General features: G+C 41.3%; 19 protein-coding genes. 14 read left to right on the top strand and 5 right to left on the bottom strand.

What is annotated here, in order from left to right:
- Positions 1 to 107: 107 nt before the first annotated feature.
- The 10 genes from CWC04_RS07335 to adk all read left to right on the top strand — a co-directional run bounded on the left by CWC04_RS07335 (position 108) and on the right by adk (position 11,171).
- A complete protein-coding gene (locus tag CWC04_RS07335; protein ID WP_502705335.1) occupies positions 108 to 965 on the top strand; it encodes an HvfB family MNIO-type RiPP peptide maturase in 858 nt (285 codons plus the stop codon).
- A gap of 10 nt (positions 966 to 975) precedes the next feature.
- Complete coding sequence (locus CWC04_RS07330; RefSeq protein WP_138685023.1) at positions 976 to 1,728, top strand: HvfC family RiPP maturation protein; 753 nt, start codon at positions 976 to 978, stop codon at positions 1,726 to 1,728.
- 72 nt (positions 1,729 to 1,800) lie between these two features.
- Entirely contained in the window at positions 1,801 to 1,923 is a 123-nt protein-coding gene (locus tag CWC04_RS19995; RefSeq protein ID WP_004588125.1) for a hypothetical protein, read from the top strand.
- A gap of 172 nt (positions 1,924 to 2,095) precedes the next feature.
- The gene (gene apt, locus CWC04_RS07325) at positions 2,096 to 2,641 is read left to right on the top strand and encodes an adenine phosphoribosyltransferase (RefSeq protein WP_004588124.1); all 546 of its coding nucleotides are present in this window, start codon (positions 2,096 to 2,098) and stop codon (positions 2,639 to 2,641) included.
- 3 nt (positions 2,642 to 2,644) lie between these two features.
- Positions 2,645 to 5,113: a DNA polymerase III subunit gamma/tau gene (gene dnaX, locus CWC04_RS07320; protein WP_138685022.1), complete on the top strand. Its 2,469-nt coding sequence runs from the start codon at positions 2,645 to 2,647 to the stop codon at positions 5,111 to 5,113.
- A 59-nt stretch (positions 5,114 to 5,172) separates the two neighbouring features.
- Positions 5,173 to 5,499: a YbaB/EbfC family nucleoid-associated protein gene (locus CWC04_RS07315; protein ID WP_004588122.1), complete on the top strand. Its 327-nt coding sequence runs from the start codon at positions 5,173 to 5,175 to the stop codon at positions 5,497 to 5,499.
- Between the two features lie 6 nt (positions 5,500 to 5,505).
- The gene (recR, locus tag CWC04_RS07310) at positions 5,506 to 6,114 is read left to right on the top strand and encodes a recombination mediator RecR (RefSeq protein WP_004588121.1); all 609 of its coding nucleotides are present in this window, start codon (positions 5,506 to 5,508) and stop codon (positions 6,112 to 6,114) included.
- A 266-nt stretch (positions 6,115 to 6,380) separates the two neighbouring features.
- Entirely contained in the window at positions 6,381 to 8,285 is a 1,905-nt protein-coding gene (locus CWC04_RS07305; RefSeq protein WP_138685021.1) for an MFS transporter, read from the top strand.
- A gap of 145 nt (positions 8,286 to 8,430) precedes the next feature.
- On the top strand, positions 8,431 to 10,344 hold the full coding sequence (gene htpG, locus CWC04_RS07300) for a molecular chaperone HtpG (RefSeq protein ID WP_138685020.1): 1,914 nt from the start codon (positions 8,431 to 8,433) through the stop codon (positions 10,342 to 10,344).
- Positions 10,345 to 10,526: 182 nt separating this feature from the next.
- The gene (adk, locus tag CWC04_RS07295) at positions 10,527 to 11,171 is read left to right on the top strand and encodes an adenylate kinase (RefSeq protein WP_004588118.1); all 645 of its coding nucleotides are present in this window, start codon (positions 10,527 to 10,529) and stop codon (positions 11,169 to 11,171) included.
- A 113-nt stretch (positions 11,172 to 11,284) separates the two neighbouring features.
- On the opposite strand, the gene tpx is transcribed toward adk, so the two are convergent.
- Positions 11,285 to 11,872, bottom strand: coding sequence for a thiol peroxidase (gene tpx, locus CWC04_RS07290; RefSeq protein ID WP_138685019.1), 588 nt, complete (start codon positions 11,870 to 11,872; stop codon positions 11,285 to 11,287).
- Positions 11,873 to 12,088: 216 nt separating this feature from the next.
- On the opposite strand from tpx, the gene CWC04_RS07285 reads away from it, so the two are divergent.
- On the top strand, positions 12,089 to 13,093 hold the full coding sequence (locus tag CWC04_RS07285) for a response regulator (RefSeq protein ID WP_004588116.1): 1,005 nt from the start codon (positions 12,089 to 12,091) through the stop codon (positions 13,091 to 13,093).
- 3 nt (positions 13,094 to 13,096) lie between these two features.
- Entirely contained in the window at positions 13,097 to 14,062 is a 966-nt protein-coding gene (locus CWC04_RS07280) for a sensor domain-containing diguanylate cyclase (protein ID WP_138685018.1), read from the top strand.
- Positions 14,063 to 14,185: 123 nt separating this feature from the next.
- On the opposite strand, the gene CWC04_RS07275 is transcribed toward CWC04_RS07280, so the two are convergent.
- The 4 genes from CWC04_RS07275 to CWC04_RS07260 all read right to left on the bottom strand — a co-directional run bounded on the left by CWC04_RS07275 (position 14,186) and on the right by CWC04_RS07260 (position 19,741).
- Positions 14,186 to 15,700 carry a SpoVR family protein gene (locus CWC04_RS07275; protein ID WP_138685017.1) on the bottom strand — a complete coding sequence of 505 codons (1,515 nt, stop codon included), beginning with the start codon at positions 15,698 to 15,700 and terminating at the stop codon, positions 14,186 to 14,188.
- Positions 15,701 to 15,717: 17 nt separating this feature from the next.
- A complete protein-coding gene (locus CWC04_RS07270; RefSeq protein WP_138685016.1) occupies positions 15,718 to 17,001 on the bottom strand; it encodes a YeaH/YhbH family protein in 1,284 nt (427 codons plus the stop codon).
- Positions 17,002 to 17,027: 26 nt separating this feature from the next.
- Positions 17,028 to 18,950: a PrkA family serine protein kinase gene (locus tag CWC04_RS07265; RefSeq protein WP_004588112.1), complete on the bottom strand. Its 1,923-nt coding sequence runs from the start codon at positions 18,948 to 18,950 to the stop codon at positions 17,028 to 17,030.
- Positions 18,951 to 19,159: 209 nt separating this feature from the next.
- The gene (locus tag CWC04_RS07260) at positions 19,160 to 19,741 is read right to left on the bottom strand and encodes a Fe-Mn family superoxide dismutase (RefSeq protein WP_004588111.1); all 582 of its coding nucleotides are present in this window, start codon (positions 19,739 to 19,741) and stop codon (positions 19,160 to 19,162) included.
- 267 nt (positions 19,742 to 20,008) lie between these two features.
- On the opposite strand from CWC04_RS07260, the gene CWC04_RS07255 reads away from it, so the two are divergent.
- Entirely contained in the window at positions 20,009 to 20,347 is a 339-nt protein-coding gene (locus CWC04_RS07255) for a Grx4 family monothiol glutaredoxin (protein ID WP_004588110.1), read from the top strand.
- Between the two features lie 844 nt (positions 20,348 to 21,191).
- Positions 21,192 to 25,649 carry a glutamate synthase large subunit gene (gltB, locus tag CWC04_RS07250; protein WP_138685015.1) on the top strand — a complete coding sequence of 1,486 codons (4,458 nt, stop codon included), beginning with the start codon at positions 21,192 to 21,194 and terminating at the stop codon, positions 25,647 to 25,649.
- Positions 25,650 to 25,656: the final 7 nt, after the last annotated feature.

Here is a 25,656-nt window from a genome sequence, read left to right as displayed (position 1 = left end):
GAAGGCAAATGTGGCGGCCAATAACAGGCTGATTTAAGTACCTGATTTACTCAGATATACGTTATGCTAAAAGGGCCAAAAGGCCCTTTTTGTTTTAGGAGATAATGATGAGAGCAACACAAAACTCAGCATTTGGGATGGTGGGCTTAGGTCTTCGTCGAGAGATGCTTGATGAACTACTAGCGCATACACCAAAGCAAATCGATTTTATGGAAGTAGCGCCTGAAAACTGGCTTAAGCTGGGAGGGCGCTTTAAAAAACAATTTAAAACCTTAACTGACGCCAATAATTTTGCTTGCCATGGTTTATCGCTTTCTATCGGCTCGCCTGAACCTCTTGATATTGAATTTGTTAAATCGCTAAAAACGTTTTTTGATCAGCACAACATTAAACTATTCAGTGAGCACCTAAGTTACTGCTCTGGAAAAGGGCATATGTACGATTTAATGCCAATCCCTTTTACTGAAGATGCCATTGCACACGTTGTACCTCGCATCAAACAAGTGCAAGATATTTTAGAGCGCCAAATAGCCATCGAAAATGTCTCTTATTATGCGGCGCCTGGCCAGCAGTTATCTGAGCTTGAATTTACAAACACGATTTTAGAGCAAGCCGATTGTAAACTACTGCTTGATGTAAATAATATTTATGTAAATTCAATTAATCATGGTTACAACGCCGAAGCGTTTTTACTAGGGCTACCTTCAAAACGCATTGCATATGGGCACGTAGCTGGGCACTACAATGAAGCCGATGATTTAATTGTTGATACCCACGGCGCTGATGTTATTGACCCCGTATGGGACTTGCTTGATAAAGCGTACCAAGCGCATGGGGTGTTTCCTACCTTATTGGAGCGTGATTTTAATATTCCAAGTATAAATACACTTACAAAAGAGCTTGATATTATTCACGATTTACAAAATAAGCAGTTATGCGCATCGCCTACTCAGCAATTAGCATAAAGGAAGAAATATGAGCTTTATTGACAGCCAAAATGAGTTTATGGCGCACATACGTGAGCCTGAGCATAACCCAAAGCCAAACGATATTGAAGATAGACGCATGGCGATTTACCGCGACTTATTTTTTAATAATATTGCAGGGTTCATCTCATCTGGTTTTCCGGTGCTTAAAACTTTATATACACAGCAGCAATGGCAAAAATTAATAAGGGCTTTTTTTAGTGAGCATGACTGTAAGTCGCCTTATTTTTTAGACATAGCAGGGGAGTTTATTAATTACTTGTCGAGCGGTTATACCCTGCAAGAGTACGATTATGCATTTATGCTTGAGCTGGCACATTATGAGTGGATAGAGCTTGATGTTTCTGTGGCTAATGAAGATACCAACGAGCAACGCTTAAAAAGCACTGAACTAACCAGTTCTGCACTTTACTTATCGAGTGTAGCGCGTAATTTAAGCTACCAATATGCGGTTCAAAATATCAGCACAGAGTATAAACCCAGCACGCCATCTGAGCAGCCAAATTACTTTGTTGTATACAGAGATGATAACGACGACGTACAGTTTTTAGCTACAAATGCAATGACCGCCTTGCTACTTTCAATAATAGAATCCAATGCGGGCATAGAGTTTGAAAGTGTATGCCAGCAGGTTTTAGTCCACGCGCCTAATTTTAGCGAACAACAAATTGCGCATGGTGCGTTAAGTACGCTTAATGCAATGTGCGAGCGCGGTATTATCGTGACAAAAAATCAACATTAAGGTCTTTATAGATGTTTTTACTTCGTCTATCATGGCAGCCTTATTTGTCGTGCTTAAAAAAAGGTTATACCAATGTCAGATGATAAAGACTTTAAAGATCCGTTTAACGCTACTTACTTTATTGCTTTTTTAGCAGTTTTTGTGGGTATTGGCTGTTTAAATGCGATTTTAGGCTGGATCACAAGCCTAACTTAAAGCTCCTTGCTCTATTAAGGCTGTTGTTTATATCAGCCTTAAGCTTCTTTTCTTCCTCCACCCTTATAATTTTCAAACCACCTTGGTATTAATAACAGCAAACTCGCATTTTAACGTCAGTTAAGGTTATAATCAGCTGCTTTGAAATATAAACTATTGAGCAATTAAACTTATGACTCAAGTAACACCCGCTATTATTAAAAACAGTATCGCAACCATTGCCGACTATCCTAAACCAGGCATTATGTTTCGTGATGTAACAACACTAATGGCAAATCCAGAAGCCTTTAAAGCAACAATCGATGCTTTTATAAACGAATATAAAAACCAAGGCTTTACAAAAATTATTGGTACAGAATCTCGCGGCTTTATTTTTGGTGCACCGCTATCTTACGCGTTAGGGATCCCTTTTATTCCTGTTCGTAAGCCAGGCAAGCTACCACGCGAAGTGATTCGCCAAGATTACCTACTTGAATACGGTGAAGACACATTAGAGCTTCATGTTGATGCTATTGTCCCAGGCGACAAAGTATTATTAGTTGACGATTTATTAGCTACCGGTGGCACAATTGAAGCCACAGCAAAGCTAGTTGCAAAATTAGGCGGCACAGCCACTGATGCAGCGTTTGTTGTTTCATTACCTGAGCTTGGTGGTGAGCAGCGTATAGAAAAAATGGGTATTAAAATCTTAAAACTGGTTGAGTTTGAAGGCGAGTAATTGATGAGTTATCAGGTTCTAGCGAGAAAATGGCGTCCGCAAACCTTTCATGAATTGGTTGGCCAGTCTCATGTAAAGCAAGCGCTTGTTAATGCGCTAACGCAAAATAGACTGCATCACGCTTATTTATTTACTGGAACCCGTGGTGTGGGTAAAACGACCATTGCGCGTATTTTTGCTAAAAGCTTAAATTGTGATGAGGGTATATCGGCATCTCCTTGTGGGCAATGTAGCAGTTGTACTGACATAGAAGCAGGGCGATACATTGACTTACTTGAAATCGATGCCGCTTCTCGCACCAAAGTAGAAGATACTCGTGAAATTCTTGATAACGTTCAATATGCCCCCACGCGTGGACGTTACAAAGTATACCTAATAGATGAAGTACACATGCTCTCTAAGCATAGCTTTAACGCGTTATTAAAAACGTTGGAAGAGCCGCCAGAGCATGTGAAATTTTTACTAGCAACCACTGATCCGCAAAAGTTACCAGTTACCATTTTATCGCGCTGTTTACAGTTTAACTTAAATGCACTTTCGCAAAGCGAAATTAAAACTCAGCTTGAGCATGTCCTTACTCAAGAGGAATTAAACTTTGATAAAGATGCGCTAAGTATTATTGCAAAAGCCGCCGATGGCAGTATGCGTGACGCGTTGAGCTTAACAGATCAAGCTATTGCGCAAACCAACGGCGACATAAACAATCAAGCCGTACAAGCTATGCTTGGTTTAATGGACACACATTACAGCCAAAGTTTGCTTGCTGCTTTGTTAGCACAAGATGGTGGCGCACTGATGGACGAAATAGCCCAAGTTGCGAGCCGTAATCCTAACTATATTGCTCTACTTGATGATTTAATTGCATTAACTCATCTTATTCAATTAACTCAGCTTGTCCCGCAAGCAGCGCAACTTGATGATAAAAATGCCGATTATATTAGCCATGTTGCTCAACACACCCAGGCTCAACAAATACAGGTTTATTACCAGTTACTATTAAACGGTAAAAAAGACTTACAATGGGCGCCAGAGCCTCGTTTAGGTTTTGAAATGATAATGCTGCGTTTATTAGCATTTGAGTCTGCAGGTACAACGCCTGCTCAATCGCTTCCTGAGCCTAGTGACGCACCAAGTGCAGCAATACCTGCGCCTACCAGTAGTAAAGGCCGTGCCGATGCGCTGCGTGATATATTAAATAAAAATAAAACACCATCGCAAGACGAAACCCCTGCTCCGCAAGCAATGGTTGAGAAAAGCCAAAACCAAAGCACAGCGCAAAGCCAAACAAGTGATGAACCAGTAGAGCAACCGTCCACAGAGCAGCTAACACGCTCGCCAAGTGAGCAAAACAGCAACAGCGCATCACCTGCGGCTCAAAGCCCGCAAAATGATATACCGAGCCCTGTGCAGCAAAGTGAGCACATAGCTAAGAGTGACGATGCTGCTGAGCGCCAAAGTGAAGACGATGCCTATCTGCAACACAGTAATATGGAGCAAAGCTTAGCCGCACAATTTGATGATGTTATGAGCAGTGCGGTAGATCAAGGTTATAACCCTGCACCTGTAGTGCAACACACACAACCCGCGCCTGAAAACGCCGATGCTAAAGATAGCAGTGTGCGTGAACAAGAAGCTCAAGCACAATCAGCAATTGCGCGAATTTTACGGGATAGAAATATATCGGGGGCAGGCAGGCTTTCAAGGGGGAGTGTAAATACCCCTGAGCAAGCGCAAACACCAAAAACACCTGCCCAAGCTACGCCTAACAGCGAAGCAAAGCCACATAATACAAGCCCGCAAGCGAGTGAGTCACAAAACGATTCACCGCCATGGCATGACCATGCGCAAGGCGATAGCGAAAAAAAGCCAACGCTCCCAGTAACAGGGAGCCAAACGCCAGCTGAGCCAGTAACGCAAAGCCAGCCAGCGCGTAAGGTTGATTTTAAAGAAAAGCATCAAACAATTACTGAAAACTTAGCGCCTGAGCTGCTGGAGCAAATTAATCCGCAAAAAAAGCCTGAGGTAATAGAGCAAGAGCCCGCTATACCGGTCCCAGATGATTTTCAAAGCCCAATTAGCGAGATTAAATTTGCGCATCAGCAAGATGAGTGGGCTTATTTAATTAAGCGTATGGGGCTTGGTGGGCGAATGCGCCAATTTGCATTACACTCGATTTTTACTAAGCAAGGCGACAGTTTACATATTGACGTGGATGAATCGCAAAAACACTTAGATACGCCCATGCTTAGGCAAAAGCTCGATGCGGCGTTATCAAGTATATACGGGCATAACGTATCGCTGAGTATTAACTTTGCAAAAGGGGTGATTGACTCGCCTTATTTAATTCAGCAAAAAATAGATGCAGGGCGACACCAGCAAGCAATTGATGTGATCACATCTGATGAAAACATAGTACAATTTCAGCAGCTATTTAGCGCCGAAATTGACGAAAACAGTATTCAGGCATTGTAATTAAATACAATCGCCCTTATCTTCATGACAACTAGAGTTTAAAAGAAAGAGAGAAAATTATGTTTAAAGGTGGAATGGGTAACATGATGAAGCAAGCGCAGCAAATGCAAGAGCGCATGCAAAAAGCCCAAGACGAAATCGCGACAATGGAAGTTGTTGGCGAAGCCGGCGCAGGCCTTGTAAAAGTAACCATGCTTGGTAATCATAATGTGCGTCGTGTTGAGCTTGATGAAAGCCTTATGGAAGACGACAAAGACATGATTGAAGATTTACTTGCTGCAGCATGTAACGATGCTGTTCGCCGCGTTGCTGACGAAACGCAAGAGCGTATGGGCAAAGTAACTGGCGGTATGCAATTACCACCAGGTATGAAAATGCCGTTTTAAGCAAATATGCAACTTTCAGATAGTTTAACGCAGCTTATAGAAGCGCTACGTTGCCAACCGGGTATTGGTCCTAAGTCGGCTCAGCGCATTGCGTTTCATTTATTAGAGCGCGATCGTAAAGGCGGTACTCAACTTGGTAACGCATTGACCAAAGCCATGGGCGCGGTTGGGCATTGTCAGTCGTGCCGCACTTTTACTGAGCAAGCGCAGTGTGATATTTGCTTAAGTACAAAACGCCAAGACAGTGGTGTGCTGTGTGTTGTTGAGTCGCCTACCGATGTGTTGGCAATAGAGCAAACAGGCCAATACCTTGGTTTATATTTTGTACTTATGGGGCACTTATCGCCAATTGATGGTATTGGGCCTAAAGAAATTGGCCTTGATATACTTGAACAAAAGCTCTCGCACGGCGGTATTAACGAAGTGATTTTAGCTACCAACCCCACGGTTGAGGGCGAAACCACTGCACATTATATTGCCCAGCTTTGCCATAAATATAAAGTAGGGGCCTCGCGTATAGCGCATGGTATACCTGTTGGTGGCGAGCTTGATTTAGTAGATGGCACCACGTTAATGCATGCATTTAGTGGCCGCCGAGCGGTTATGCAGGACTAACACAACTATCTGAAATCGTTTTAAAAGCCTACATAGTAAAATATGTGGGCTTTTTTGTGTTTGCTATTTAATTACCGTATAACGTGTGTGAGTTTGCCGGTAATCATATTAAATTAATAAATGAGTTAAACTTGGCGACGTTGTGTTATAAATTATTGACTAACAACAACTAAATAACGTAATAGTCGTACGGCTCACGCGCCTTAAAAATATCGCTCAAGTTGGTATAAAAACATCAGGAATTTATCTGATTAGTAAGGAGTACTATGCAAAATAATAAACACGACAATAAAGGCGGTTTACTCAGCAGTAAGCGCTTTTTACCGCTATTTGTAACGCAGTTTTTGTCGGCTATGAATGATAATGTGTATAAGCAATCCGTGCTTATATTGTTAGTGTTTCAAGCTGCAACCCTTGGCGATGGTGCGCTGTATTCAAACCTTGCAGCGGGCTTATTTATATTACCGTTTTTTTTATTCTCAGGAATGGCGGGGCAATTAGCCGAAAAAACAGAAAAATCAAAGCTGATCCGGCTTGTTAAATTTTGCGAAATACCGATTATGGTTATTGGCGCAGCCTCTATTTTTACGCAATATGTGTGGCTAATGCTGACCACCGTGTTTTTTATGGGCTTGCAAAGTACTTTTTTTGGCCCGCTTAAGTATTCAATATTACCGCAACATGTGGCACCTAACGAATTAACAAAAGCCAATGGCTTGGTTGAGTCTGCCACTTTTGTCGCTATTTTAATTGGTACTATTTTTGGCACCTATTACATTACTCAAACAACAGGTCCAACAATTATTAGTATTGCCGTGCTGATACTTGCAGTACTTGGCTTTTTCAGTAGCCGCTTTATTCCTATAAGCCAAGCCAATAATCCTAATTTGCACTTTACCTATAATATTTTTTCATCCACTAAAAATGTATTTAAAGCGCTTAATGCCCAAACAGAATCGGTTGGTAAATCGGTGTTGGGTATAAGCTGGTTTTGGCTAATAGGCGCGGTTATTTTAACGGCATTACCTAATTACGTTAAGCATGTAATGGGTGGCGATGAACTCGTTGTAACCAGTGCGCTGGTGGTGTTTTCGCTAAGCATTGCCGTGGGGTCTTTGTTGTGCGAAAAGCTCTCGCGCTCACGTATTGAGCTGGGCATTGTACCTTTTGGCGCTATTTTAATTACGCTATTTTTGTATTTATTAAGCCAAGAGCCGGCTATTAGTGAATATATCGCGCCCACTGAAAATTTATTAACGCTAAAACAAGTACTCAATACGGGCGACATGGTATGGCATTTTGTTTGGATGGCAGGTATTGGTATTGCATCCGGTTTTTATACTGTGCCGCTGTATGCGCTTATTCAACAGCGTACCGAGGAGGCAAGTCGTTCGCGGGTGATTGCTGCTAATAATGTGCTTAATGCGCTCTTTATGGTTGGCAGTGCCATATTAAGTATTGTAACGCTCTCTGTTTTAGAGTGGCATATTTCGCCGTTACTATTGCTTTTGGCGGGGCTTAATTTGCTTATCTCTATTTATATTTACACTAAGGTGCCGGAATTTTTCTTGCGCTTTGTTATCTATATTTTAGCCATATGCATGTATCGCGTGCGCACAAAAGGGCATGAAAATATTCCAAGCGAAGGCGCAGCCGTTATTGTAGCTAACCATGTAAGCTTTGTAGATTGGATGTTTATTTTAGCCACTTCGCCTAGGCCTATACGCTTTATGGTGTTTGCCCCCATTTATTACTCAAAAGCGCTGCATTGGCTATTTAAAATGGCAAAAGCTATTCCAATTGATAGCGAAAAAGCTAACCCAAAAGCGTTTGCAAAAGCATTTGATGAGGTTGCCGCAGCGCTTGAACGCGGTGAGTTAGTTGGTATTTTTCCTGAGGGAAAACTAACAAGTAATGGTGAAATGGACATGTTTAGGCGGGGCATTGAGCGCATTATAGCGCGCACACCTGTTCCTGTGGTGCCCGTTCACTTAGGTGGCTTGTGGGGCAGTATGTTTAGCCGTAAAGCCAAGTGGCAACTACCACGCCTTAAATGGTCGTTAGTATCGGTGAGTGTGGGAAAGCCGATTGAAGCTGAGCAGGTAAGTGCTAATTATTTACACGAACAAGTCAGTGCTTTAAAAGCCCAGCACGCTAAAAATACACCGTAATTTAACCCTAAAAGCCACATTTTTATGTGGCTTTTTATTTATGTCAGCGCAAAAGCTGCTTTTTTAAATTTTTCCCTTGAAGTTACTCCACCTCACCCCATATTAAGTGCATAACGCAGACACTTTGCTAATTGGAGATACATAAATGACTGCAGCACAAAAAGAAACATTAGGCTTTCAAACAGAAGTAAAACAACTATTAAACTTAATGATTCATTCGTTATATTCGAATAAAGAAATATTTTTACGTGAGCTTGTATCAAATGCATCAGATGCCGCCGATAAGCTACGCTTTTTAGCGCTTTCAAATGGCGACCTTTACCAAGGTGATGCCGATTTACGTGTACGTATTAGCGCAGATAAAGAAGCGAACACTATTACCATTTCTGATAATGGTATTGGTATGACGCGTGAAGAAGTGATTAGCTCTTTAGGAACTATTGCTAAGTCGGGTACTGCTGAGTTTTTCAAAAACTTAACCGGTGACCAAAGTAAAGACTCGCAATTAATTGGTCAATTCGGTGTTGGTTTTTACTCAGCCTTTATTGTGGCTGATGAAGTGACAGTGCGCACGCGTAAAGCGGGTGAAACACAAGCGTACGAGTGGCAGTCACAAGGTGAAGGTGAGTACACGTTACAAGAAATTGAAAAAGAAGGCCGTGGTACGGATATCATTTTACACCTGCGTGAAGAAGAAAAAGAATACGCGGATGAATACCGTTTACGTAGCATTGTTACTAAATACTCAGATCATATTTCTACGCCTGTACAAATGTATAAAGCAGAAGTGCCTGAGTCTGAAAGCGAAGACGGCGAAAAAATCCCAGCAGTTCCAGGTGAGTGGGAAAGCATTAACCGTGCAACCGCTTTATGGACACGTGATAAGTCAGAGGTTTCTGATGAAGAATACAAAGAGTTTTACAAGCATGTAAGCCATGATTGGGAAGAGCCGCTAAACTGGGCGCACAATAAAGTAGAAGGTAAAACTGAGTACACAAGCTTATTGTATATCCCTAAAAAAGCGCCGTTCGATTTATGGAACCGTGAGCGCCAAAGTGGCTTAAAACTGTATGTTCAACGTGTCTTTATTATGGATGACGCTGAGCAGTTTATGCCAAGTTACTTGCGCTTTGTAAAAGGCTTACTTGATTCAAACGATTTACCGCTAAATGTATCGCGCGAAATTTTACAAGATAACAAAGTAACGCAAGCGATTCGTAAAGGGTGTACGTCTCGTATCTTAAAAATGCTAGAGCGTATGGCTAAAAACAAAGCCGAAGACTACCAAACATTTTGGAACGAGTTTGGCCAAGTAATCAAAGAAGGCCCAGCAGAAGATACAGCGAATAAAGAAGCCATTGCTAAATTGTTACGCTTCTCATCTACGCATACTGACTCAGAAACACAAGATGTATCGCTTGAGCAATACATTGAGCGTATGAACGATGAGCAAGATAAAATTTACTACGTGGTTGCTGATTCGTTTACAGCGGCTAAAAACTCGCCGCACTTAGAAATCTTCCGCAAAAAAGGCATCGAAGTATTATTACTAAGTGACCGTGTTGATGAGTGGATGATGAGCCACTTAACTGAGTTTAACGAAAAATCATTCCAGTCAATTACCCGTGGCGACCTTGATTTAGGTAAGCTTGATGACGAAGAAACGAAAAAAGCGCAAGAAGAGTCTGAAAAAGAAGTAGAAGGCTTAATTGAGCGCATTAAAACAGCGCTAGGTGAAGAAGTTAAAGAAGTACGCTTTACGCATCGCTTAACAGACTCTCCTGCCTGTGTTGTTAGCGATGAGAACGACATGAGCTCGCAAATGCAAAAGCTTATGGAGTCAGTAGGGCAACCTGTACCAGAGGCTAAGCCAGTGTTTGAGCTTAACCCTGAGCATCAGTTAGTTAAGCACTTAAACGATGAGCAAGACGAAGATAAGTTTGCACAGTGGTCTCATGTATTACTAGACCAAGCTTTACTTGCTGAACGCGGTACATTAAAAGATCCTACCGGGTTCGTAACACGTTTAAACAAGTTAATGCTTGATTTAAATAAGTAAGGCTAACAGGCTCTTTTAATTGCTAAAAGAGCCTAAAATATAACCATAATTATAAAGGAAGCGTATGCTTCCTTTTTTTATGTGCTCTAAAGTAGGCAATTAGTATAAGTTGCTTGAGTATCTGCAGCGCTTGTGGAAGAATTCAGGCTTTAAAATAAATATCCATACTAGGGGACAATGATATGCGCATTATTCTTTTGGGCGCGCCAGGTGCTGGTAAAGGTACTCAAGCTCAGTTTTTAATGGACAAATACGGTATTCCACAAATTTCTACCGGTGATATGCTTCGTGCAGCCATTAAAGAAGGTACACCACTTGGCTTAGAAGCGAAAAAAGTAATGGATGCAGGTCAATTAATTTCTGACGATATCATCATTGGTTTAGTGAAAGAGCGTATTGCTAAACCAGACTGCGAACAAGGCTTTTTACTTGATGGCTTCCCACGTACTATTCCACAAGCAGATGCTATGAAAGAAAATGGCGTTGTGGTTGATCACGTTATTGAGTTTGACGTTGCTGATGAAGTAATTGTTGAGCGTATGGGTGGACGTCGCGTACATCCTGGCTCTGGCCGTGTTTATCACGTTGTTTACAACCCACCAAAAGTGGAAGGTAAAGATGATGAAACAGGCGAAGAGCTTATTATTCGTGCCGATGACACGGAAGAAACAGTTCGTAAACGTTTAGCTATTTACCATGAGCAAACTATGCCATTGGTTGATTACTACCAAGCTGAAGCGCAAGCAGGTAACACGCAGTACCATAAAATTGATGGTACGCAAGCTGTTGAAACAGTAAGCCAGCAACTAGCAGAGCTTTTAGGTTAATATAATCTAAACACAGCTTAGGTATTAAAAAACCGCCCTCGGGCGGTTTTTTTGTATTTAGTAGCTTTTAACAATTTAAAATTAAACCACCAAAGGTCAACACGCCCTGTTACCTACAACGTTCTTAGCTTTTCTATTACTGGGTCGTAGTTTGGCTCGGTAGATAAATTAGACACGAGCTGTTTGTATATCACTGTATGGCTTTTATCTAAAATAAGCACAGCGCGAGTTAGTAGCCCCATATCTTTTATAATTAAGCCATATTTTTGGCCAAAGTCTCGCCATACAGAGTCAGAAAGGGCTGTTACTTTGTCGATGTTTTCAGCATTACAAAAGCGTTTTTGAGCAAAAGGTAAATCGGCACTGATGGTCAGTATTGCGATAGCAGGAAATTGCGTCGCTACTTTTTCATTAAAATGTTTGGTTTGTAAGCTACAAATGCCAGTATCTAAACTTGGCACCACACTGATTAATACAGCTTGCCCTTTATAATCATTAAGATTTACAGGGGCAAAACCACCATCAACCACTTTAAAATTTGGCGCATTATCACCTACACTTACACCTTTACCTAACAAAGTGACAGGCTTACCCTGAGCAGAGACCTTACCTGCATCAAGCGTGTTTTCTGGGTACTGTGATGCGTGCCCAACTGAGCTTAAAGCCAGTGTGCTTAGTGCAAAAATAAGAGAGCGTACCATAGGTTATTTCCTTTTAAATTAACGCAATAGGTTTGAGTGTATTATACTCAATATCACTGACCAAGCGATTAAATATCACTGTAAAAGTAATAATAAGTTCTGTGATATATAAATTGTAAACTGCATGAACTTTTATTAACATGTAGTTACAAAATGTATCTTTAATAAAGTCATAAGGCCTATTGACAACATTGGGTTAAATAATAGAGAGATAGTATGTCAACATCCGTATTAATATGTGACGACTCAAAATTAGCGAGGCGCCAGCTAGCCCGCTCTTTACCAGATGACTGGGATATTAAAGTAGAGTTTGCTCAAGATGGTGTTGATTGCATCAAAAAACTAAAAATAATCGAGCCCGAAATCCTTTTTCTTGATTTAAACATGCCTGAAATGGACGGTTACGAAGTCCTTATGGCTATGAAAGAGCAAGGCCTTAATATCCTAACCGTGGTTGTATCTGGCGATATTCAGCCAAATGCGCACCAACGCGTACTTGAATTAGGCGCCATTGATTTTATCCAAAAACCTTGCTCACCTGAAAAACTTGCCGATATTATCGAGCATCATGGCATTAAAGATAAAGCCATGCGCGAGCGCCTTGCTCATTCTTTAGGTGAACAAGTAGACCCAGATGTGCGCGATATATACCAAGAGCTTACAAATGTCGCTATGGGCCAAGCAGGCGATTTGCTTGCACGGCTTTTGAATGTGTTTGTAGAGCTACCAATTCCGAATGTGAATGTGCTTGAAGTTAATGAACTGGATATGGCGCTGCAGTCAATTGACAATAATGCTGCAACATCAGGGGTGTGCCAAGGCTTTATTGGCGGTGGCGTATCGGGCGAGGCATTACTTTTATTAAACGACTCAAGCTTTAAAGAAATTGCGTCACTGATGAATTACGACGGTGAGCTGAACGACAAAGTTGAGCTTGAGCTACTTATGGATATTAGTAATATTTTAATAGGCTCAATTTTAACGGGGCTTTCTAAACAGCTAGATATGTCTTTTAGCCAAGGTCATCCCATTGTACTTGGCCAACATCGCGACGTATCTGAATTGGTTAAATCAAATAAATCTCGTTGGCAAAGAACCTTAGCGATAGAAATAAGCTACGGCATCGAAAACCACGATATTAACTGCGATCTTATGCTGTTATTTACCGAAGATTCACTTAAAACTTTGAAATACAAAGTTGCTTACCTATTAGAAGACTAAGTTATGGCCGCTGATTTAGAAATGAATGAGATCCATTGGTTAATGGATATGTTTAACACGGTTGATGTGGGCCTGGTTGTACTGGATAGAAATTATAAAGTGTGTGTGTGGAATGGCTTTATGGAAAACCATTCTGGGCTATTGCCAAGTGCTGTAAAAGACAAAGACCTATTTGATTTATTTCCTTCAATCGATGAAAAATGGTTTAGAAGCAAGTCAGAGTCTGTATTTGTACTTAAAAACCGCTCTTTTACTATCTGGGAGCAGCAACCTTACATCTTTCGTTTTAAAAACTACCGTCCCATTACCGGTAAAGCGGATTACATGTACCAAAATGCGACCTTTATTCCACTTACCAACACACTGGGTGAAGTAAGTCATATTTGTATCATTATTTATGATGTTACCGATGTGGCAGTCAATAAAAAAGAATTAGAAGATTTAAATAAGCGTTTAGAGCAAGTAAGCCAAACTGACAGCTTAACGCAGCTGTTTAACCGTGGGCATTGGGAAAGCACACTGCACCAAGAGTTTTTGCGTGTTAAGCGCAGCGGTGGCAGCAGCACATTATTGATGTTTGATATCGATCATTTTAAAAAAATTAATGATGAGCATGGCCATAGCTGTGGCGATGAAGCGCTACGCCACCTTTCAGAACTGCTACGAACGACGCTTCGTGAAACCGATATAGCAGGGCGTTATGGTGGGGAGGAGTTTGTTGTTACTTTACTCGATACCGACAAGCAAGGCGCAGCAATATTTGCCGAGCGCATAAGAGCGTTAATAGAAGCCAACCCTTTTGTTTATAAAAACACAAAAATAGAGATGACTGTGAGTGTTGGTTTTGCAGGAAATAGCCCTGACTTTGCAAAACATGAGCGGTGGATTGAAGCCGCTGACAAAGCCCTGTATCACTCAAAAGAGCATGGCCGTAACAGAGTAACCGATTTTGAGGATATAAAAAATTAAGGCCACGGTAATATTACTGCTAAATTAAAGTAACCAAGGATGCATCTAATTGCCCCGCAAGCTTTGGCAGTAAATACTTAACAAGGGCTTGATTAAAATGCCATTTTTTATCAGGCATTTTATTTACTCTGTAGTATGGCGAGTATCATCTGCTGGGCATTGGCCAAGAGTAGACACATCGCCTGTACTGGTCTCTTGCTGTAATTGAACCTTGAATCCCCATAACCTGTACAGGTGTTTTAGCACTTCTTTATGCGAGTCAGCAAGGGGGATGTTATTGTGAGGAACATAACGCAACGTTAAAGAACGATCGCCTCTAACATCAACATTATATACTTGAATGTTAGGTTCGTGATTACTCAAATTATATTGCGCTGAAAGCGCTTCGCGTATAGCCTGATAACCGCTATCATCATGTATTGCGCCTACCTCTAGATGTGGATTACGGCTGTGATCGACAATAGTAAATAGCTTAAAATCACGAATTAACTTAGGTGATAAAAATTGGCTTATGAAGCTTTCATCTTTAAAGTTTTCCATTGCAAAATGTAGTGTGTCTAGCCAATTAGTGCCTGCATATTCAGGAAACCAGCGTCTATCCTCATCTGTTGGGTTTTCGCAAATACGGCGAATATCCACCATCATATTAAAACCCAATGCATACGGGTTTATACCTGAATAGTAATTGCTGTTATAAGGTGGCTGATAAACCACGTTGGTATGGCTTTGCAAAAACTCCATCATAAAGGAGTCGGTTAATTTACCTTCATCATATAAGTGGTTCAAAATGGTGTAGTGCCAAAAGGTAGCCCAGCCTTCGTTCATCACTTGGGTTTGTTTTTGCGGATAAAAATATTGCGATATCTTTCGTACAATACGTATTATTTCTCGCTGCCAAGACTCTAATAAAGGCGCGTTTTTCTCAATAAAATATAAAATGTTTTCTTGCGGCTCTTGCGGAAAATGCCTTTCTTGCTTTTTAGCTTCTTGCTGTTGAGCAGGGATAGTGCGCCATAGCTCGTTTACTTGAGATTGCATGTAGTCTTCACGCTCTTTTTGGCGTTTTTGCTCTTCAAAAAGGGAAATTTGCTGCGGGCGTTTATATCTATCTACGCCGTAATTCATCAATGCGTGACACGAATCAATTAAGCTTTCTACTTGTGTAATACCGTATTTTTCTTCGCAGCGGCTAATATAATTTTTAGCAAACACTAAGTAATCTATGATGGAGTCGGCGTCAGTCCATGTTTTAAATAAGTAGTTTCCTTTAAAAAATGAGTTATGGCCATAACAGGCATGCGCCATAACCAGTGCCTGCATAGGGAGTGTGTTTTCTTCCATTAAATAAGCAATACAGGGGTTTGAATTAATCACAATTTCGTAAGCCAGCCCCATTTGCCCACGCTTATAATTTTGTTCGGTTTGTATAAATTTTTTACCATATGACCAATGGCTGTAGCCTATAGGCATGCCTACGCTTGAATAAGCATCCATCATTTGCTCAGCTGTTATTACCTCAATTTGGTTAGGGTAAGTGTCTAACCGGTAATGCGCTGCAACACGGGCTATTTCAGTTTGGTATTGCTCAAGCAGCTCAAAGGTCCAATCTGGGCCATCGCTAATTCGTTCAGTGCTCATAGTAAACCTCGCTTAGGCTAAGCAGCCCCTTGTTGTTGACGATTTTTTTTAAATAGCTCCCTAAACATAGGGTAAATGTCTTCAACACTTTGAATATGTTGTATTGCAAAGTTGCTATGGGTTTGGGTGATGTTTTGGTATTCGCGCCACAAGCTTTGGTGCGCACGCGTGGTAATTTCTATATAGGCAAAGTAGCGTACCGCATTAAGTAGCTTATTACGTAATATTTCACCGCAGTGTGGGGTATCGTCTGCCCAGTTATCGCCATCGGATGCTTGCGCTGCGTATATATTCCATTGCTCTGAATCATAGCGCTCTTTTATTATTTCGTTCATTAATTTAAGGGCACTGGAGACAATAGTGCCGCCAGTTTCTTGAGAATAAAAAAACTCTTGTTCGTCGACCTCTTTAGCTTGTGTGTGGTGGCGTATATACACCACCTCAATGTCTTTATAACTTCGGGTCAAAAATTGATACAGCAAAATATAAAAACGCTTTGCCATGTCTTTTGTGGCCTGATCCATCGAGCCTGATACATCCATGATACAAAACATAACGGCTTTGCTGGTGGGGTGGGGGCGTTTTTCATAATTACGAAAACGTAAGTCGTAATTATCAATAAATGGTACGGCTTTTATTTGCTGTTTAAGTTGCTCAATTTCCTCTTGTAATAACGCAATGATGGCTTGGTCGCTGTCGGCTTGCTCACGCTCCATCGCAAGTTGACCTCCAAGCTCTGCTAGGCGTCTTTTTTTACCCGCACTCATGGCGACTCTTCTGGCGAGTGAGCCCTGTAATGAGCGTACTATATCAATATTACTGGGCATACCATCGCTACAAAAACCAGCCCGATGAGTTTTCATTTGTACAAGCTTATCTAGCTGGTTTTCTTGTAAGTTGGGCAGCTCTAGGTCTTCAAAGAGTAAATCAAGGTATTCATCCTTAGAAATAGAAAACACAAAGTCATCTTGGCCTTCGCCTAAATCACTTGCATCGCCATCGCCTGCGCCACCACCTTGGCCGCCTTTAGGGCGCTCAATTTTGTCACCTGTTGAAAATTGATCGTTGCCAGGGTGAATTTGTTCTCTGTCGCCCCCTTTACCTTGGTGAAAAATGGGCTCGCTAATATCTCGTTGCGGGATAGATATACTCTCCCCTGAACTAGAGTCGGTAACGCTGCGTTTATTAACCGCATCAGACACTGCTTCTTTTATTTGCTTTTTATAGCGCCTAATAAAGCGCTGACGATTAAGCGTGCTTTTGTTTTTACCATTTAAGCGTCTATCTATAAAATGCGCCATACTGTTCCCCCTAAACTACATGAAGGTTACTGCGATTTTCTAACCCGTAAATACCACTCAGAAAGTAAACGCACTTGTTTTTGCGTGTAGCCTTTTTCAACCATGCGGTTAACAAAGTCCTCGTGTTTTTGTTGATCCTCAGCGGAGGTTTTTGTATTAAAGGAAATAACAGGGAGTAGATCTTCGGTATTTGAGAACATTTTTTTCTCAATCACAGTGCGTAGTTTTTCGTAGCTTGTCCATAACGGGTTTTTACCATTATTGTGGGCGCGTGCACGTAATACAAAGTTAACTATTTCGTTCCTAAAATCTTTGGGATTAGAAATGCCGGCGGGTTTTTCTATTTTTTCAAGTTCTGCATTTAACGAGGCGCGGTCAAATAACTGTCCTGTATCTGGGTCTCTGTATTCTTGATCTTGTATCCAAAAATCAGCATAAATCACATAGCGGTCAAAAATATTTTGGCCATATTCAGAGTATGACTCTAAATACGCGGTTTGTAGTTCTTTACCAATAAACTCAACATATTGCGGAATTAAATAGCCTTTTAAAAAACTTAAATAGCGCTCTTCCACTTCGGCGCTAAATTGTTCACGCTCTATTTGTTGCTCCAAAACATAAAATAAATGCACCGGATTAGCTGCAACCTCGGTGGTATCAAAATTAAATACGCGCGACAAAATTTTAAAAGCAAAACGAGTGGAAAGGCCGGTCATGCCTTCATCTACCCCTGCGTAATCTCGATACTCCTGATAAGACTTTGCTTTAGGGTCGGTATCTTTTAGGGTTTCACCATCATAGACTCGCATTTTTGAGTAAATACTAGAGTTTTCAGGCTCTTTTAATCGAGATAAGGTAGTAAATTGCGCTAACGCTTTAAGCGTACCTGGTGCACACGGTGCACTGGCAAGTTCACTATGTTGAATAAGTTTGTCGTAGATTTTTATTTCTTCGGTCACGCGCAGGCAATAAGGGACCTTTACAATATAAACACGATCTAAAAACGCTTCATTGTTTTTATTATTTTTGAATGTTTGCCATTCTGACTCATTTGAGTGGGCTAAAATCATGCCGTTAAACGGCAGAGCGCTAATACCTTCGGTACCGTTGTAGTTACCCTCTTGCGTTGCGGTAAGGAGTGGATGCAGCACCTTGATAGGGGCTTTAAACATTTCTACAAATTCCATTAAACCTTGGTTGGCTAAACATAAAGAGCCTGAGTAAGCGTAGGCATCGGGGTCGTTTTGTGCAAAATGCTCAAGCTGGCGAATATCTACTTTGCCCACTAATGCTGAAATATCTTGATTGTTTTCATCACCGGGCTCGGTTTTGGCTATACCTATTTGATTTAAAATAGAGGGGTAGCGTTTGACGACTCTAAATTGGCTAATATCGCCGTTAAATTCTTTTAACCGTTTACCTGCCCATGGCGACATAATCGTTTTTAAATAACGTGGTTTAATACCGTATTCTTTTTCGAGAACGTTGGCATCTTCTACTGGGTCAAACAAACTGAGCGGGTGATCGTTTACCGGAGAGCCTTTAATTGAATAGATAGGCACTTGCTGCATTAAATATTTTAGTTTTTCTGCAATTGAAGATTTACCTCCCCCAACTGGGCCGAGTAAATAAAGGACTTGTTTGCATTCTTCTAGGCCTTGAGCCGCATGCTTTAGATAGGAGACAATTTGTTCTATGGCATCTTCCATGCCGTAAAAGTCTGCAAAGGCAGGGTAGCGTGCAACCACTCTATTAGAAAATAACCGGCTTAAACGTGCATCGGTTGCAGTATCAACCATTTGCGGCTCGCCTATTGCCATAAGTAAACGCTCAGGGGCGCTGGCATAAGCTGATTTGTCATTTTTACAAATTTCTAGAAATTCGCTAATGCTGTATTCTTCTTCTTGTGCTGCTTCGTATCGTGCTTGGTAGTGCTCAAAAATAGTCATAATAACCTCCGAAACCCGCTTTAAAAAGGTGCTTACTTTTTAAAGTTTAGTCAGAGATTGGTATTTTTGTGCAATAAAATTAAAAATTTAAGTGAAAAAAGATCATGTGGCTAAATTAGCAATTTAGCGCGTATAAAGGCGGTTTTAATTTTATAAAGGCATAAAAAAAGACGCCGAGGCGTCTTTTTAAATCAGCGTATAATAGCTAATTAAGCGAAGTTAGCGTTCGCGAATTCCCAGTTAACAAGCGCCCAAAAACCTTTAAGGTAATCAGGACGAACGTTACGGTAATCAATGTAGTAAGCGTGTTCCCATAAATCCACAGTTAGGATTGGTGTAACACCTTCGTCTGTAAGCGGCGTTGCTGCGTTAGACGTGTTTACGATATCTAATGAACCGTCAGCTAGTTTAACTAACCATGTCCAGCTAGAACCAAAGTTATTAACCGCTTTGTCGTTTAATGCATCTTTAAACGCGTCAAAAGAGCCCCATTTAGCGTTAATAGCGTCAGCGATAGCACCTGTTGGCTCGCCGCCGCCATTTGGAGATAGACAGTTCCAGTAGAAAGTGTGGTTCCAAATTTGTGCAGCGTTGTTAAATACGCCACCTTCAGAAGAACAAACAATCTCTTCTAAAGATTTGTTTTCAAATTCAGTACCTGGAATTAAACCGTTTAATTTAACAACGTAAGTGTTGTGGTGCTTACCGTGGTGATACTCAAGAGTTTCTTGTGAAATATGAGGCTCAAGTGCATCAATTGCATATGGTAGTGACGGTAGTTCAAATGCCATTTTTTTATCTCCATCTTCTTTTGGTTGATAACTCGCTTGATAGTACGTAATGCCTGATAGAACAGACCACTTACCTATACCAAACGAAAATATAGTGTTACTATAATTGTTGAGTATTTTACTCAAGTTTAAGCAAACAGCAATGCTATTGCTAAAGACTATTTCAATTGCGGCTTTATTTGCCCATTTTAAGTTATATATCTGTGGCCACAATGATTTATTTTCAAGCCCTAGGTATATCAAGCTATCGTCATTTTGAGGTTGTAGATGGAAACCATTGATAAAATTAAACAGCAGATTTCAGAAAACCCAATTATCCTTTACATGAAAGGGTCGCCTAAATTACCAAATTGTGGTTTTTCTTCACAAGCGTCACAAGCTCTAATGTCATGTGGCGAACCATTTGCCTATGTTGATATTTTACTTAATCCAGATATTCGCGCTGAGTTACCAGCATACGCAAATTGGCCTACTTTCCCACAGCTTTGGGTTGAGGGCGAATTAGTAGGTGGATGTGACATTATCATTGAAATGTTTCAACGTGGTGAATTACAGCCACTGATCACTGAAACTGCAGCTAAGTATAAAGAAGCTGACGCAGAGTAATTGCTACTTTGCTAGATTATTAAAGCCACGTTTTACGTGGCTTTTTTGTGCCTATATAACTTTATTACGTCTTAATCTCTTGAACAGCCCATCAGTGGGTAATTATAACCATTAATCTGTGCTCAATAGTTAGCAAACTCAGCACTTGCTCCTCGTTTAGGTGCACCTAGTCAGGATAAGTAAGCAACAAAGCTACTTAATATAAGCGCGAATTTTAATTAAAATATGAGTTTTATATCAATGCGCAATAAGACGTAATCATTTTACGGGGCTAAACGTGTCGCTATTTGCGTTAAAGAATTCTTTTTAGAACAACCAAGTAGCGAGTTTTTCCTAGCTATCAACACGTTTTTCCAGCCTCAAAATAGTTCGCTCAATCAAGCGAATTGGTAATAAATAAAAATTCACTACATCTGCACTAAAAACGACACCACAATTAATAACTATACTAATGAACGCTAAAAAAGCGCGATCCTAAGCCTCTAATTTATTTAAAACGCATTAAACTATCTAAATGTTAACTGAACCCGTTAGAAATTAGTGAATATTTATTCATTGGTTTGGTGCTTTACGTTTACGTAAAGGGTATTGCTTTGGCGCCTTTGTTTTTACAAAATGTTAAAATTGACACCAGTGTCATGAAAAAATAACGCGCAAATAAGCGTTAATTGTTAAAATTTGTGGGTAAAAAAGAAATCTTGCCTTGAAGTGAGAAATATTCAAGAATGTGAATATGTATTCAAAATAATATTGACTCTATTTACTATAGAGGCTAGTTTTGTGCGTCTGTTAGCAAATCGTCGAGCAGTTCATTCACGTTAACAGTGCAGCAAGGGAGGGGTCTATGTTATACGACTCAACATTAGAAAAAGATAATTGTGGCTTTGGCTTAATAGCCCAAGTAAATGGTCAAGCTAGTCATCGGCTTATTCGTACAGCTATTACTGGACTTGATCGCATGCAGCACCGCGGTGGTATTTCTGCCGATGGTAAAACAGGTGACGGCTGTGGTTTATTACTACAAAAACCTGACAGTTTTTTCCGTGCTATTGCGAGTGAGCATAATTGGCACTTAGGTAAAAATTACGCCGTAGGCATGGTTTTCTTAAATTCAGATCCCGTTTTAGCACAAGCTGCAAAACAGGTTTTATGTGAAGAATTAGAACAAGAAACACTTAAAATACTCGGTTGGCGTGAAGTGCCTACTGACCCTTCAATGCTAGGGCCAATTGCTACACAGCAATTACCTGGTTTTGAGCAAATTTTTGTTAGTGCGCCTGAAGGATGGCGCTCTAAAGATTTAGAGCGACGTTTATATGTAGCACGTCGCCGTGCAGAAAAGCGTTTAGCAGAGGATGAGTCGTTTTATATTGCGAGTTTATCGGGGTTAGTGACTATCTATAAAGGCCTTATGATGCCTGCAGATTTGCCTAACTTTTATTTAGACTTAGCTGATATTCGTATGACCAGCGCTATTTGTGTATTCCATCAGCGTTTTTCTACTAATACTCAGCCGCGTTGGCCTTTAGCACAACCATTTAGGTATTTAGCGCATAATGGTGAAATTAATACCATTGAGGGTAACCGCCAATGGGCTCGTGCACGTTCGTATAAGTTTTCATCACCACTTATTCCTGATTTACAAAGTGCAGCGCCGTTTGTAAACGAAACCGGCTCTGACTCTTCAAGCTTAGATAACATGCTGGAGCTGTTTTTAGCAGGTGGCATGGATTTATTCCGTGCTATGCGTATGCTTGTGCCACCTGCATGGCAGAAGAACCGTGCTATGGATGATGACTTACGCGCATTTTACGACTTTAACTCTATGCACATGGAACCGTGGGATGGCCCTGCGGGCATTGTTATGTCTGATGGGCGTTTTGCAGCCTGTAACCTTGACAGAAATGGCCTGCGTCCAGCGCGCTATGTTATTACTCAAGATGGCTTTATTACACTTGCCTCTGAGGTAGGGATTTGGGATTACACTGCAGATGAAGTGGTCGAAAAAGGCCGTGTAGGACCAGGTGAGCTGTTAGTAATTGATACTAAATTAGGCAAAATTTGGCACTCAGACGAAATCGACCAAGATTTAAAATCGCGTCATCCTTATAAGTCATGGCTTGAAGAAAACGTTAAACGTTTAACCCCGTTTGAAGAGCTTACCGAGCAAGATGCGGGTAATCGCTCATTTGATGACGAAACACTTGTTAAATACCAAAAAATGTTTGGTTACACTAACGAAGAGCTCGATAGTGTTATTCGCGTAATGGGTGAAAACGGCCAAGAAGCAACAGGCTCTATGGGTGATGACACGCCATTTGCAGTACTTAGCGAAGGGCATCGTTCATTGTACGATTACTTCCGCCAAAAGTTTGCACAAGTGACTAACCCGCCAATAGACCCGCTGCGTGAAAACCACGTAATGTCACTGGCAACGTGTATTGGTAGTGAGCAAAATGTATTTAATGAAACTACAGGCCACGCTAAGCGCCTACAGTTTGATACGCCAATTTTAATGTATGCAGACATGCAGCAGCTACTAAATGCCGATGACGAGCATTACAGTTACTGTAAAATTGATATTACATACACAGCAGAGGAAGGTTTAGAAAAAGCGGTTGCACGTATTTGCGACGCTGCACAAGAAAAAGCAGCAGCCGGCTGTGTAATGCTTATTTTATCTGACCGTAACTTTAGCGAAACCCAATTACCAATTCCTGCTGCTATGGCGGTAGGTGCTGTACAAAAACGTCTAGTAGATAATAACTTACGTTGTGAGTCTAATATTATTATTGAAACGGGTAGCGTACGCGATGCACACCAATTTGCCGTATTACTTGGTTTCGGTGCCACCGCAATTTACCCATACCTTGCATACGAGTCACTGGTTGCGATGAGCGACAGTAAAGTGATTGATAAATCGTACTGCGAAGTGACGCTTTCGTACCGAAAAGCCATTAATAAAGGCTTGTACAAAATTATGTCTAAGATGGGCATAAGTACAATTGCATCGTACCGTTGTTCAATGCTTTTTGAAGCGGTTGGTCTATCTGATGCTATGGTAGACATGTGCTTTAAAGGTGTGGCAAGTCGTATTAAAGGCGCCTGTTTTAGCGATTTTGATATTGATCAGCAAAAGCTACATAAACTTGCTTTTAGTAAGCGTAAATTACTGAGCCATGGCGGTTTATTAAAATACGTTCACGGTGGTGAATACCACGCTTACAACCCAGATGTTATTCAAACGCTACAAAAGGCCGTACGTTCAGGCGATTATAAAGACTACGCAGCCTATGCTGATTTAGTTAATAACCGTCCTATTGCAACGCTGCGCGATATGTTAGCGCTTAAATTACCAGAAAAAGGCATTAGCATTGATGATGTTGAGCCGGCTGAATTTTTATACCAGCGCTTTGACTCTGCAGCTATGAGTATTGGTGCACTTTCGCCTGAGGCGCATGAAGCGCTTGCCATTGCAATGAACCGCTTAGGCGGGTGTTCAAATTCAGGTGAAGGCGGTGAAGATAAGTTGCGCTACAACACCGAGAAAAACTCACGTATTAAACAAGTTGCCTCGGGTCGTTTTGGTGTAACGCCGCACTACCTTCGTAATGCTGATGTAATTCAAATTAAAGTGGCGCAGGGTGCTAAACCTGGTGAAGGCGGGCAATTACCAGGCGAAAAAGTAACGCCATATATTGCAAAGCTTCGTTATTCGGTACCCGGTGTAACATTAATTTCACCACCACCGCATCACGATATTTACTCAATTGAAGATTTAGCCCAGCTAATATTCGATTTAAAACAAGTAAACCCAGAAGCGATGATATCGGTGAAGTTAGTATCTGAGCCGGGTGTAGGCACAATTGCCACAGGCGTAGCTAAAGCGTACGCCGACTTAATTACTATCTCAGGTTACGATGGTGGTACCGGTGCAAGCCCATTAACGTCAGTTAAATACGCGGGTAGCCCGTGGGAGCTTGGCCTTGCAGAAACCCAGCAAGCGCTTGTTGAAAATGGTCTTCGTCACCGTATTCGCCTGCAAACAGATGGTGGTTTAAAAACGGGTTTAGATATCATTAAAGCCGCTATTTTAGGTGCAGAGAGCTTTGGCTTTGGTACAGGCCCAATGGTGGCGCTAGGTTGTAAATACTTACGTATTTGTCATTTAAATAACTGTGCGACCGGTGTTGCAACGCAAGATGAAACACTTCGTCAAAAGCATTACCACGGCTTACCAGAAATGGCGATGAACTACTTTAAGTTTATAGCTCAAGAAGCACGTGAAATTATGGCAAGCTTAGGTGTTGCTAATCTAACTGACTTAATTGGTCGTTTAGACTTATTAGAAGCGATTGAAGGTAAAACAGCGAAGCAAAAGAAAATAGATTTATCGTCTGTAATTGCTCAGCCAAATAACCCAACGGGCGAAACCTTATTTTGCAGCGCACCAAATAGCTCGCACTATTTAGGCGAACTTAACGAAACGTTACTAGGTAAAGCGCAACAAGCGATTGATAACTCATCGGGTATTTCGCTCGTGAGCCGCATATGTAATACAGACCGTTCAGTGGGCGCAATGCTGTCGGGTTACATAGCCTCTAAGCACGGCAATCAAGGTATGGCTGCAGATCCGGTATCTATTGAACTACATGGTACAGCAGGGCAATCATTTGGTGTTTGGAATGCCGGTGGCCTAGAGATGACCCTTATTGGCGATGCAAACGACTACGTGGGTAAAGGCATGGCAGGCGGTAAGCTTGTTATACGCCCACCACTGGGATCATCGTTTGAAAGTCATAAAGCGACTATTGCTGGTAACACATGTTTATACGGTGCTACAGGTGGTAAGTTATTTGCCGCAGGCTGTGCTGGTGAGCGTTTTGCAGTACGTAACTCTGGCGTGCAAGCCGTTGTTGAAGGCGTAGGTGATAACGGCTGTGAATACATGACTGGCGGCGTTGTATGTGTGCTAGGTAATGTAGGCGTTAACTTTGGTGCGGGTATGACAGGTGGTTTTGCTTATATTTTAGATGAGCGAAGTGACTTTGAAAAACGCATTAATCCAGAGCTTGTAGAAGTAGTAACACTTGATGATTTAAGTTCGCACCAAGAGCATTTGCGTGGCCTAATTGCCGAGCATTTAGAGCTTACGGGTTCATGTCGAGCAGAAACCATTTTAGCTAATTTTGAACTGTACTTACCTATGTTCAAACTAGTTAAACCAAAATCAAGTGATGTAAAAAGTTTACTCGGGCACCGCGCTCGCAGTAGCGCAGAACTTCGTGTTCAAGCGCAATAAGGGGGCA

The organism is Pseudoalteromonas sp. S2893, assembly GCF_005887105.1.
GTDB lineage: Bacteria > Pseudomonadota > Gammaproteobacteria > Enterobacterales > Alteromonadaceae > Pseudoalteromonas > Pseudoalteromonas atlantica.
Note: the sequence above shows the minus strand (reverse complement) of the source record. Positions and strands in the feature narration are given on the sequence as shown.